This window comes from Bacillus sp. DX4.1 (assembly GCF_030348195.1).
Taxonomy (GTDB): domain Bacteria; phylum Bacillota; class Bacilli; order Bacillales; family Bacillaceae_G; genus Bacillus_A.
In genome coordinates this window covers 826,285-839,106 of the sequence record NZ_JAUCFT010000008.1, presented here as the reverse complement: position 1 = coordinate 839,106, position 12,822 = coordinate 826,285, and the positions used below count along the sequence as shown (strand labels likewise).

10 protein-coding genes are annotated in these 12,822 nt (G+C 37.9%); 1 reads left to right on the top strand and 9 read right to left on the bottom strand.

The genetic code is table 11. The features are described 5' to 3' along the window. Positions 1–118 precede the first annotated feature (118 nt). Positions 119–1,171: a (R,R)-butanediol dehydrogenase gene (gene bdhA / locus QUF99_RS07200; protein ID WP_289369246.1), complete on the bottom strand. Its 1,053-nt coding sequence runs from the start codon at positions 1,169–1,171 to the stop codon at positions 119–121. Between the two features lie 219 nt (positions 1,172–1,390). Between bdhA and QUF99_RS07195 the strand changes: the two genes are divergently transcribed. Continuing rightward, a complete protein-coding gene (locus tag QUF99_RS07195) occupies positions 1,391–2,536 on the top strand; it encodes an MFS transporter (protein ID WP_289369245.1) in 1,146 nt (381 codons plus the stop codon). Between the two features lie 274 nt (positions 2,537–2,810). Here the strand turns inward: QUF99_RS07195 and QUF99_RS07190 are convergent, their stop codons facing one another. The 8 genes from QUF99_RS07190 to rbsK all read right to left on the bottom strand — a co-directional run bounded on the left by QUF99_RS07190 (position 2,811) and on the right by rbsK (position 12,820). Next, positions 2,811–3,653, bottom strand: a complete 843-nt coding sequence (locus QUF99_RS07190) for an N-acetylmuramoyl-L-alanine amidase (protein WP_289369244.1) — start codon at positions 3,651–3,653, stop codon at positions 2,811–2,813. 1,008 nt (positions 3,654–4,661) lie between these two features. Beyond that, positions 4,662–7,061, bottom strand: a complete 2,400-nt coding sequence (locus QUF99_RS07185; protein WP_289369243.1) for an immune inhibitor A — start codon at positions 7,059–7,061, stop codon at positions 4,662–4,664. Positions 7,062–7,469: 408 nt separating this feature from the next. Continuing rightward, positions 7,470–8,117 (bottom strand): fructose-6-phosphate aldolase, encoded by a 648-nt coding sequence (gene fsa / locus QUF99_RS07180; RefSeq protein WP_289369242.1) that lies wholly within the window; start codon positions 8,115–8,117, stop codon positions 7,470–7,472. Between the two features lie 34 nt (positions 8,118–8,151). Further along, a complete protein-coding gene (gene rbsB, locus QUF99_RS07175) occupies positions 8,152–9,075 on the bottom strand; it encodes a ribose ABC transporter substrate-binding protein RbsB (RefSeq protein WP_289369241.1) in 924 nt (307 codons plus the stop codon). Between the two features lie 14 nt (positions 9,076–9,089). Beyond that, a complete protein-coding gene (locus tag QUF99_RS07170; protein ID WP_289369240.1) occupies positions 9,090–10,025 on the bottom strand; it encodes an ABC transporter permease subunit in 936 nt (311 codons plus the stop codon). A 3-nt stretch (positions 10,026–10,028) separates the two neighbouring features. Beyond that, complete coding sequence (locus QUF99_RS07165) at positions 10,029–11,513, bottom strand: sugar ABC transporter ATP-binding protein (RefSeq protein ID WP_289369239.1); 1,485 nt, start codon at positions 11,511–11,513, stop codon at positions 10,029–10,031. Between the two features lie 18 nt (positions 11,514–11,531). Beyond that, positions 11,532–11,927, bottom strand: coding sequence for a D-ribose pyranase (rbsD, locus tag QUF99_RS07160; protein WP_289369238.1), 396 nt, complete (start codon positions 11,925–11,927; stop codon positions 11,532–11,534). Further along, the gene (gene rbsK / locus QUF99_RS07155; protein ID WP_289369237.1) at positions 11,924–12,820 is read right to left on the bottom strand and encodes a ribokinase; all 897 of its coding nucleotides are present in this window, start codon (positions 12,818–12,820) and stop codon (positions 11,924–11,926) included. Before rbsK ends, rbsD begins: the two co-directional genes overlap by 4 nt. Positions 12,821–12,822: the final 2 nt, after the last annotated feature.

Here is a 12,822-nt window from a genome sequence, read left to right as displayed (position 1 = left end):
TATGTCGGTTTTTTAATTTGTATTTATATAGTCAAAAGAAAGTCTATCACTTTTCTATTTATAAAAAAAATAGCCCCTTCTATTTTCTAGAAAGAGGCTACTTTGTCTACTTATTATCTTATTTAGGTGAAACAAGAATTTTCACTTGATTTTTATCTTTTACAAGCGCTTCAAATCCTTCTTCTACAACTTGATCCACTGTAATTTTTTTCGTAATTAATTTCTCTGCTTGAATTTGACCAGAGCTAATTAATTTAATAACTGCTGGGAAGATATGACGATATCCAAGGATACCAACAACTTCTTTTTCTTTTAGCACTAAGTTGTTTGGAGTGATTTTAGCGTCTTTTTCCCATACGCTGACAATAACAGTTTGTCCTTCAAAGCGTGTACTTTCAATTGCTTGGCGAAGTACAACTTCAACACCTGTTACTTCGAAACTAACATTTACACCAGCACCATCTGTTAAGTTACGAATTTCTTGCAGCACATCTTGTGTAGCTGGATTTAATACGTAATCAGCACCTGCTAATTTCGCTAATTCTTGGCGTTCTTTAGAAAGTTCAACTGCAATAACAGGAGTTGCACCAGCTGCTTTTGCTGCCTGGATAACAAGAAGTCCAATTGGTCCACAGCCGAATACAGCTACAGCTTCGCCCTCTTTTAATTTACTTTGACGCACTGCATGAACTGCAACTGCTGCTGGTTCTACAAGTGCACCTTGTTCATATGTCATTTCATCTGGGATATGGTGAACCATATCTTCAGGTACAACAGTATATTCAGAGAAGCCACCACCATCTCCACCAAGACCGTGGAAGACAAGTTGTTCACAAACATTATAATGTCCATGTTTACAAGCTTCACATTTACCACAAGAATAAATAGGTTCCACAACAACGCGGTCTCCTACTTTATGATTGGTAACACCTTCACCGATTTCAACAACTTCACCACTAAACTCATGACCTAAAATAACAGGTGCTTTTACATGTGTTAGTGGATGTTCCTCTGTTGGAATAAAAATAGGTCCTGCTAAATATTCATGCAAATCCGTTCCACAGATACCACACCATTTGATTTTGATTTTTACTGCTCCTGATCGTACAGTTGGTTCTGGAACTTCTTCTACTCGTACATCACGTTGATTGTACCATAGTAATGCTTTCATTTTATGCATCCCTTTCTATGTATATACTTAACCTGGTGAAGTTTATAAAACTATTATAATACTTTTATCCAAATATTTCAAAACACAAATTCCACTAAATTTTAACAATAAATGTTCATCATTTTGTCACTTTGTACTTTTTTCCACATCTGTTAATTCAATTTCATTGCAGGTGAAATTCGCATTATGCCATAATAGCATAGGAGAGGTGAACATCGCTTGAAATATTTCATTTATTTTATTGTTATCGTGGCTTTTTTCGATACATTTTCACAATTACCAATTATGAGTACTTACGCACAGAGTCTTGGGGGAACGCCTCTTATTATTGGCCTTGTCATTGGAATGTACTCGTTTGCCAATATGATCGGCAATATTATCGCAGGTGCATCTGTTGATAAATTTGGAGCAAAAAAAGTTCTTTATATAAGTATGGGAATTACGAGTCTCATAGTCTTATTGTATACCGTTGTCCAAAGCGGCGAACAACTGATTATCGTTCGCTTTCTGCATGGATTTAGCGACGGTTTCTTAATACCAGCCGCCTTTACTTTCTTATCCAAACAAACAAAATCAACAAGACAAGGGAAAGCAATGGCTTTATCTGGTGCTGCTGTCGGAACAGCAGCTATCGTTGGTCCTGCTTTCAGCGGAATTATGAAAGCAAGAGCAGGCATAGAGTGGGTCTTCATTACAATTTCTATCTTAATGGTACTCGGTACAATCATCTCGCTTTTCTTGCTGCCAAATCATATTACAAGAAAAGATAAATCACGAACGCAAATGATGAACAAAGAAGATATGCTTGGATTACTAAAATCCGAACCATTATTACAAGCATATCTCGGAGCCTTTACATTAATGTTCTCACAAGGAATTGTAACGTATATGCTACCGATGAAAGTAGAAGCATTAGCACTCAAAGCATCTACAACAGGCATGATGCTAAGTGTCTTTGGGATTACCGCAATCCTCTTCTTCTTACTACCAACAAATCGAATATACGATCGCTTTAACCGTCAAAAAATGATGGTAATTGGCATTGCAGTAATGGCTCTAGCATTATCTTTACTTGGCATATTTACAACAAAAGGCATGCTCTTTGTTGTCATGATCATTTATGGAATTGGATTTGCAATCCTCTTTCCTTCTATTAATGCCCTACTTGTTGAAAATACAACAGAAGACAACCGAGGAAAAGCATTCGGATTATTCTACGCATTCTTCTCCTTAGGTGTTGTCGCTGGATCATTTATAGTTGGGGCGATTGGAGCATCACCGAGTGTAAGCTTTGTGATTGGAACAGCCTTCTTGCTTACGTTTGCTTCGATGTTATATGTGAGAGGGAGGTTAAAGCTACAATAATATGTATTTACTATTTTCATGTATATGACACAGTCCATATAAAAAATAGACAGCTAGAAAGCTGTCTATTTTTTATATAAATCCATTTTGATTTTTCGACATATAAGCCGCGGCTATGGATAACAAAAGGTGACTTGCACTCATTTTCTCTTTTTGTTTCCACTTGGCATCGGACAGGAAAAGGATCTGACCGCTTCTATGCATGGCCAGATGCTCTCTCCCACCTAAAAAGAAGGGTTTTATGTCGTTTTTTTAATTTATATATATATACTCTTTATTGTAAAACTTCAACATACGCCGGATTAGCAGTTATGTAGTTTCCTGATTTTAACTTGTACATTTTCGAACCATCCACAGTTAACGTTTCCACAACAGTAAAGACATCACCTTGTTTCACAGTACCAGCTCTTGCATTCCAATCAGGTTTATTATAATAATATAACTCTACTGGTTTCACACGAATTAAGAACGTTTTCTTTTGTAAACCAAATGCTTTTACTAAACCGTTTACATGCCCTCTTGCAAGTTGTTCTCTAAATGTTGGATTGCTTAATTTTTGAGCATCTTCCGCCCGATCAATAAATCCATTTTCAGTTAATACTGCCGGCATATTCGTCTCTCTTAACACATGGAAATTATTTGTCTTTATTCCTCTATCATTAAAATCAGTTATCTTCATTATTTCTTGATGAATTAAATTTTGATAAGTCGTAGTTGGCGCTCCTGCATTTGGATAACTATAATCTTCATAACCCGAGCCACCACCACTATTAATATGTACAGATAAGAAGAAATCCGCTCCCCAATTATTCGCGTCAGTTGTTCTCTGTGTTAGCGTAGGATACACATCACTTGTACGGCTCATTCTAATTTCATGACCCGTATACTCTGCATTTAAAATGTTACGAATACGCAAGGCAATATCTAATGTTAAGTCCTTTTCTCGCAAACCATTTCCAACAGCTCCTGTATCCGTTCCACCATGACCTGGATCAATATAAATTTTCACAGTTTCTGCACTTGCATGTGTTGTTGGCATAACAAAATAAATACAAGCAAAACATAATAGAACGATACTAGCCTTTACATAGATTGATAAATTTCTCAATGCTGTCACTTACTCTACTCTCCCTTTGTTTACAACCTCATAATTATTCCTTATACTCTGCATCTACTAAAAATAATTTTCCCTTACCTAAAATCAAACTATTAAACTATCGCTATCATTATTGATCCTTTTGAATTTTACTTAAAATAAAAGGCAAAATCAATACATATTCTTGCTTTTTTATAATAATTATTTTTTCATACCACAAAATTAGCAAGTATTGAAAATATATGTATTTTCATATTCCTTCTAAAAGAAATAAGTGACATTTATCATCTTTATATCATTATAATATAATTAAAAAGCGCACTTGATACACTCATTGCCTCCTATTTTTATCTAACAATTTTAGTAGCTTCTCTTATTCTTTTTTATTATTTACTAGTAACCTCGTTCGGATGCTACTTTGCAAATAGGGGGCACACGTTATAATTCGTTGAAAACAGTCTTCTATACTTCTCATCCTCATACATTTCTAAGAACCATTCAAATTGCTGTAAATAATGAATATTTCCATCAATTTTCTTTGTGTTTAATCCTGAATTTAACCCACTAAATTCTATGACAATAGCAAGTAAACTTAGTATAAAGTGAACCTTTGATCAGTGGGTTTTCTTCATTCCCCACCTAACTTCTTTACTTCCTACCGAACTTTGTGGTGGAGGTACTACTGCCCGAAAATAGCGGGATAAAAGCAACATCCTCTCATTTTTTGTAGAAAAAGTACACAAATACCAACTATATCTCGACAATTTCCCCGGAAATATTTCTTTTCTCTACACTCTTTGATAAAGTGAAACTTTAATCAGTGGGGGTTTTCTTCATCCTCCATCTAACTTCTTTGCTTTCTGCAGAAATTTGAGGTGAGAGTATTACTGCCCGTTAATGCGGGATAAATATCCTTTTTCTGTAATCCTCAAGCTATCCTACTAAAGCAGTAACCTGATGTATAATAGAAAAAAGCACATTCTCCATATGAAGAATGTACTTTTTTATTTCACTTACACTACCAATCTATTAACGACGAATCCAAACTGCACCTGCAGATTTGTCATCCGCTTGTCCAACGACTTGGAACTTCAGTCCTAATTGTGGAACTTTACGGCCTGCATCTGGAATTTGGCTGTTGCTGTACACTTTAGAATCATCAAATGTTGTAACACCCGGTAAACCTGCATAATTAAATTGACCACGTACGCTTGAGTTTACACTCCATGCTGGTGTTTGATCGAATGAGAATGCCGCATCAGCAACTTGATATCCTGTTTTTCCAATTACCGGTTTATCACTTAAAGTTCCAACAACCACTTCTGGATGAGAATCAACAACACCAAGGAATCCTTCACCAGGGTGCTGACCTACCCAATTATCTTTAAAGCTATCGTCTGCATACCAAACAACAAGACCTGTATTATATGCTGGACCTCTACCTGCTTTTAATCCATTATCTGAACCAGCATAGTTTCTCCACTCTAAATAATAGTAATGTGATTTCATTTCTGTTCCGTCAGAAACGACAAATCCATTTAATTTCATTTTTGCTTGTCCTTCTGCATCATCAGAGAATGTTACGTTTCCGTCTACTGTTAATATTGTGTTATCCACTGCAAATCCCTTATATGCTACAGCTGGATCTGTAATGTAGTCAAATTGTAATTTTACTTTTTTTCCTTTGAATTGACTTAAATCATATGATTTATCAATCCATTTTCCTTCTGTCGTATCCATATCATCCTTTACAACTTTACCGCCCAGTTTATCAAGTAATATTTTCGTTCCATCTTCTGTAACCGCATGTACTTCTACAAAATCACATTCTGCTTCAAGCTCATAATTTGCTTTGTAATCAAATTTCGCTGCCCCAGCTTTTGTTAAATCAAACAACGGTGTTTCTAATGTTGTATGAATATCGTCGCCTCTTGTACTATAGTATGTTTTCTTTCCAAATGCTGGTTTAATTGTTTCAATGCTTTTTCCAGGTAAATTCACACGTACAAGACCTGGACGATTCGATTTTGTAACACTTTGATCGATATAGGTAGGCACTCCTACACCACGCTTTATTTTATCGTAATCTACTTCTATAATATTCGCCCAGTTACCGCCCATATTTTTTTGTAAGAAATCTTTATTTTGCGGTGAAAAACTTGTCGGTTCTGTTCCAGCGATCTTCCCTGTCCAGCTACCGCCACTCATTAATGACCATGCTTCAACAGGTGATCCATTCCCTGTATATTTTGTATCATACTCATCTGGTAAACCAAGATCATGACCGAATTCATGAGCAAACACACCAACTGCACCGTCCTCAGGTTCGATTGTGTAGTCATGCGCAGCTACTTTTCCACCCCAGTTTGAAACTTTTGATTTTGTTCCTTCAATTGCTACTGGATCTCTTGCTAATTTTGAACGATGTGACCAAATCGCATTATCACCTAATTTACCGCCACCTGCTTCTTGTCCAACACCAGCATGAATGACCATTAAATGATCGATAACACCGTCTGGCTCATTTTGGTTGCCATCACGATTCGTATCATAACGGTCAAACTGGTCGAACTGAGATAAATCTAATCCTTTATCAGCTGCCGCTTTTAATGCCTCTTTCACAAGGTCACGAGGTCCTTTTGGTCCCTTATTATCATGACCACTCTTCGCATCTGCCCCGTAATCTGTTGCCTTCCCTGGGACAGTTAACCATTCTGTTACATAACCATCTGTTGTATAGCTACTACCAGATTGTTCTTCATAATATTGCTTAAATGTTTTTACTTTTGATCCATCAAATAATGTAAATGGTTCATTACCAAATAACATCTTTTGATAATGCTCTCTGCTGAAATCTTTAGAATACATATATCCAGATGTTTGATCAATGTTGTTATGTTTATAATCACTAAATTCCACAAGTAGCACAAGCACTTTATCTGTGCGAACAGCTCCGTTATACGGTACTTGCTTAGCAGGAGTCGTCGGCACTTTTCCATTTAGCTGTTTTTTACTTGCTGAAGGCATTTGCTCTGGTCTTCCACTTTGTACCGGATTCTTCACTTTTTCTTTTTCTTCCATTTTTGTTTCTTTCTCTTGTTTTACAAAATCAGATGCTTCTTTAGCAGAATCACCTGGAAGTACTTCTTTATTCGATTGATCGCCTTTCTTGTTTTCAATATATTGCTCCACAGCCTTTTTCGTCTCTTCTTTCGATGCTGATGGATGAATCATTCCCCGCTCTTTTAAAGCTTCAGCCAAGCGCTCCTCTTGAATTAAGTTTTCATCAATTGGAGTAGTTGGATTTTTACTACTAGATTTTGCAGTTGTTTCTGCAAAAGCAGATTGTCCTCCAATAGTAAACGAACAACTTAATAAAGTTGTAATTGCCAATGCAGAAAAAACTCTAAATGGTGTTTTTTTCTTCAATGTATTCCCTCCTCAATTTCCATTTTCATAAAACTAAAAATTCGAATAATTAAAAGTAGAAATGCTGAAAAATAAAAAATAGCTACCGTTCTTACATATCCTCCTCTCTTTTCCCTCAATACAAAAAGTCTATTATTGCTATTAAATAACTAAATATTGAAATAGAAAAGAGATTATGCATAATTACATACTGAATCTTTTTATTTTTCTGTCAAAAATAAAAAGATTCCCTAAAAGCAGCAAATTAGCTACTTTTAGGGAATCCTCAAAAACATGATTTATCCTGCATTAATGAGCAGTAAGACCCCGATTCGAAAAAGTACAGGTGGATAACTGTCCGTTAATACCCGATTGGTCAGGGCTAGTCATCAGTGGGAGACGAAGCCCCCCACTGATGAAAATTTCACTTTATTTTCCTTGTGATTTATCCCAATCTGCTAAGAATTTCTCAATTCCTTGATCTGTTAATGGATGTTTTACTAACGCTCCAATTACATTTGCTGGGATTGTTGCAATGTGTGCACCGTTTAATGCTGCTTCTGTTACGTGAACGCTGTGGCGTACAGATGCTGCAATAATTTCTGTTGGGATGCCGTGAATTACAAAGATGTCAGCGATTTGGCGAATTAAGTCTATACCATTATGACCGATATCATCTAAGCGGCCTAAGAATGGAGATACGTACGTTGCACCAGCGCGTGCTGCAAGCAATGCTTGTACAGCTGAGAATACTAATGTTACGTTCGTACGAATTCCTAGGTCAGAGAATGCTTTTACTGCTTTTAAGCCTTCTTTTGTCATTGGTACTTTTACAACAACGTTTGGAGCAATTTTTGCTAACTCTTTTCCTTCTTCAATCATTTTGTCTGCTTCTAAGCTAATAACTTCTGCACTTACAGGACCTTCTACAACGCTGCAAATTTCACGAATACGTTCATGGAAGTCTACGCCTTCTTTTGCTACAAGTGATGGATTTGTTGTTACACCTGCTAATACTCCTAGTTCATTTGCCTCTTTAATTTCATTAATGTTTGCTGTATCGATAAAGAATTTCATTTGTTTTTCTTCCTTTCCAAATTTGGATTTATATTTATTTTTTCTTAATAAGCTCTAATTCAATCGGAATAAATTTCGACACTTTTTTGCCTTGGCTCACCTGTTTTGCTGTTTCCATCGCCTTCTCTCCAATTAACTCTGGTTTTTGTGCAACAGTTGCTGCCATACGACCGTCATTAACCGCTTTTACAGCATCATCAGTTGCATCAAATCCAACAACAATAACATCTGTTTTTCCAGCAGATTTCAATGCTTCTAGTGCACCTAATGCCATTTCATCGTTATGAGCAAATACTGCTTTTATATCATTATTTGCCTGTAGAATGTTTTCCATAACCGATAAACCTTTGGCACGGTCAAAATCTGCCGCTTGCTTAGCAGCCACTTTCAACCCCTTGTCAGCTACTTTATGGAATCCTTCCCCACGCTCACGAGCTGCAGAAGAACCAGGAATCCCTTCTAGCTCAGCAACATTTGCACCTTCACCAACAAGTCCACGAATGTAGTCACCAGCCATTTTGCCACCTTCTACGTTATTAGAAGCAATGTGTGAAACAACTTTCCCAGAGTTTGCAACGCGGTCTACTGTAATAACAGGAATGTTTGCTGCATTGGCTGCGCTTACTGCTGATGCGACAGCATCTGAATCCGTTGGGTTAATAACAATTACATCAACACCTTTTTGAATTAAATCTTCGACATCGTTTGTTTGCTTTGCTGCATCATTTTGTGCATCGACCGCAATCAACTCAATACCACTGTCTTTCGCTTTCTTTTCTGCACCTTTTTTCAACGTGACGAAAAATGGATTGTTTAAAGTGGAAACAGAAAATCCAACTTTAATGTTGTTATTTCGACCTTTATCGCTAGAATCCTTTGCCCATTCTGGCGGTTCCATCGAACAACCAGCAGTGATTACCATCATGAGTGCAACGAGTACAAGTAACCATTTTTTCATGAATTGTCCCTCCATTACGCTTCTTTTCGACGATCAATTAATACAGCAAGTAAGATAACAAGTCCTTTTACAACTTGTTGGAAGAAAGAAGATACTCCTAATAAGTTTAAGCCGTTATTCAATACACCGATGATGAGTACACCAATGAATGTGCCGACAATCCAACCTCTTCCACCAGAAAGACTTGTTCCTCCTAGTACGACTGCAGCGATTGCATCCAATTCGTAAGAAGAACCGGCAGTTGGCTGTGCAGAGTCTAAACGTGATGTTAACACGATACCCGCAAGCGCTGCCAGAATTCCAGAAAGACCGTAAATCATTACTTTCATACGCGTTACATGAATACCTGATAATGCTGCCGCTTCTTCATTCCCACCAATTGCAAAGGTACGGCGGCCAAACGTTGTTTTCTTTAAAATAAAGTATAGTGCAGCAAAAGCAATCATCATCGTTACAGCTGGTACAGGAATACCGAAGAAGTAACCACGACCAAACATTTGGAATGCTAAGTGATCCCCAAGACCAGTGATCGGACGTCCGTCCATATAAACAAGCGTCAGCCCACGAAAAATGGTCATCGTTGCTAATGTTGCGATAAATGGTGCCACTTTTCCTTTCGCAATGATGATACCGTTTACAATTCCCATTACAAGACCCGCTAATAATCCAACTGTCATTGCAAGGAACGGATCCATGCCACTTGCCATCATCCCAGCAACAAGTGCACTTGATAATGCTAAAATAGAACCTACCGATAAGTCAATACCCCCTGCTAAAATTACAAAGGTCATTCCAAAAGCAATTAGTGCATTAATAGATACTTGGCGTAAAATATTTAATAAGTTTGGTATCTCAATAAACGATGGATTTAATACTGTAATAACTACTACAATAAGTGCTAATCCGATTAACGAACCGAGTTGTTGCAATACATTCCCCTTTTTAGCCATGACTTATTCTCCCCCTGTTGCTAATGCCATAATCGACTCTTGCGTTGCCTTATCTTTCTCTAAAATCCCGCCTACTTTTCCTTCATGAATGACAAGGATACGATCACTCATCCCCAATACTTCTGGTAATTCAGATGAAACCATAATGATTGCATCCCCTTGGCTTGTAAGCTTGTTCATAATCGAGTAAATTTCTTTTTTTGCTCCAACATCGACGCCTCGTGTTGGTTCATCTAAAATCAATAGCTGCGGATGAATCCCGAGCCATTTTGCAATGACAACTTTTTGTTGATTCCCACCGGAAAGTGATTTGACAGCCTGTTCTCCATTTGCTGCTTTTACATTTAGGAGCTTCATCATATCCGCTGTAAACTGCTCTTCCGTTTGTTTATCCATCACGCTACCTTTCGAAAGGCTCCCCAAGTTTGGCAATGCTAAATTTTCACGAATAGAAAAATCTAATACAAGTCCTTCTGATTTTCTGTCCTCTGTAATAAATGCAATCCGCTGCCGTATTGCATCAAGCGGGCTATCAATCGTAACTTCTCGGCCATTCATAAAGATTTGTCCTGAATCTAACGGCTCGTATCCGAAAATAGCTTTCATAATATCCGTGCGGCCTGCTCCCATTAATCCGGCAACGCCAAGAATTTCACCTTTTCGAACTTGAAACGAAACATTTTCAAACTTACCTTTCTTCGTGCCGTTACGCATTTCAAATATAACTTCTCCAATTGCAGCATCACGTTCTGGATAGCGCTCGCCAATACTTCGACCCACCATCATACTAACAACTTCATCAAACGATGTTTCAGGAATCAATCGCGTTCCGACATAATCTCCATCACGTAAAATTGTAATTGCATCACATATAGAAAAAATTTCCTCCATGCGGTGAGAAATATAAACGAACGATACACCTTCTTTACGCAATTTGTTAATAACCGTAAAGAGCGTTTCAATTTCTCGATCTGTCAAAGCGGCTGTAGGCTCGTCCATAATAATGACACTCGCGTTTGTCATTAATGCTTTGCCAATTTCAATAATTTGCTGTTGCCCAACAGACAATGCACTGGCAAGCATAGATCCTTTTACATGAAGGCCAAGATTTGCCAGCTGTTGCTGCGCTATCCCATTCATTTGACGTGTACGCAAAATTCCTGTTTTGCCATACATAAGCTCTTTTCCAAGAAACATATTTTCAGCAACTGTTAAATTCGGTAGTATGTTCAGTTCTTGATGAATAAAAGCAATGCCGTATTCTTCTGCTTCTTTCGCATTTTTAAATGTACGTTCTTCTCCATCAATCGTGACTTGGCCACCATCTCTCGTATAAACACCCGTTAAAATTTTCATGAGCGTTGATTTTCCCGCTCCGTTTTCTCCCATAAGTGCATGGACTTCTCCTGCTTCAATACAAAACTGTGCGTTTTTCAAAACAGGATTGCCATTGAACGCCTTTGAAATATTTTTCATTTCAATACGCATCCCCATCACATCCCTTTATTAAAAAATCACGCCTGCGTGTAAAATGACATTGGCATATGGCGTTGCTTCTCCTGTACGAATCACAACTTTCGCCTGCTTCGTAAGTTCTTTAAACTGCTCATGCGATACATATTCAGAAGCAGCATCTTTCAAACGTGCTTCAACCTCTAGCTTTACTTCTGCATTATGCGCTGTAATCTCTTCTGCTAATGTTAACTTTTCAACTGCCATATCATCTGCTACAACTTGTAATACATCTAAAAAAGATGGTTTCCCAAGTTCGACTGCTAAATCTATTCGTTTTACACCCTCAGGGACTGGTAGACCGCAATCCGCAATGACAATCTTGTCTGTATGACCAAGCGACGCAAGTACCGCTGCAATTTCGCTATTTAATACACCATGCCTTTTCATCCGACAATCACCTGCACTTCTCTCATTCTCCCTCTCGTTGGCATGCCGCCCTGTGCACCAAGCTTTGTTACGGAAAGACCACCAGCAATATTAGCAAAGCGAATTGCTTTTTGTAGTGTTTCTCCTTCTGAAAGCGCAACTGCTAACGCACCGTTAAATGTATCACCAGCTCCTGTTGTATCCACTACTTCAACAGAAATACTTGGTACGTGAACAATCTCTGTACCATTATGAAAGCGAACCCCGCTCCCGCCTTCTGTCATCAATAATTTGTTTGAATATTTTGCCAGCAACTCTTCAAGTGGTGAAGTAAAATCATCTAATACAATGCGACATTCATGTTCGTTTGGTGTAATATACGTTGCTTTTTCTAAAACATCCTCTGGCAATACTTGTGCCGGAGCAGGATTTAACATCACCGGAATTTTATGCTCTTCACAAATGTGCAGGACATATTTTACTGTTTCTAATGGAATCTCGAGTTGAAGTACAACCATATCCGCTTTTACAAGAAGGTCTTTTGCCCGATCCACAACCTGTTCATTCACAAGACGGTTTGCACCTTGCACAACGACAATACTGTTATCTTCTTCTGCTAACACGATATGAGCAATTCCTGTCGTTTCACCTGTAACCGGTTCCACATAATCAATAAAAATATGTTCATTCTCTAAATTATCGCTAACAATCTTACCGTAAGCATCATCACCTATAGCTCCAACCATTGCCACATTTGCACCTAATCTTGCTGCTGCAACGGCTTGATTTGCCCCTTTTCCACCAGGCACCGTGTGAAAGGCTTCTCCAATAACGGTTTCTCCTGCTTTTGGTCGCTTTTTCGAAACCGCGACTAAATCCATGGAAATACTGCCTACTACTGCAATATTTGGCATAT

Coding starts and splice junctions, on each gene's coding strand:
- bdhA (WP_289369246.1), bottom strand. CDS start 1,171: ATGAAAGCATTACTATGGTACAATCAACGTGATGTACGAGTAGAAGAA.
- fsa (WP_289369242.1), bottom strand. CDS start 8,117: ATGAAATTCTTTATCGATACAGCAAACATTAATGAAATTAAAGAGGCA.
- rbsB (WP_289369241.1), bottom strand. CDS start 9,075: ATGAAAAAATGGTTACTTGTACTCGTTGCACTCATGATGGTAATCACT.
- QUF99_RS07170 (WP_289369240.1), bottom strand. CDS start 10,025: ATGGCTAAAAAGGGGAATGTATTGCAACAACTCGGTTCGTTAATCGGA.
- QUF99_RS07165 (WP_289369239.1), bottom strand. CDS start 11,513: ATGCGTATTGAAATGAAAAATATTTCAAAGGCGTTCAATGGCAATCCT.
- rbsD (WP_289369238.1), bottom strand. CDS start 11,927: ATGAAAAGGCATGGTGTATTAAATAGCGAAATTGCAGCGGTACTTGCG.
- rbsK (WP_289369237.1), bottom strand. CDS start 12,820: ATGCCAAATATTGCAGTAGTAGGCAGTATTTCCATGGATTTAGTCGCG.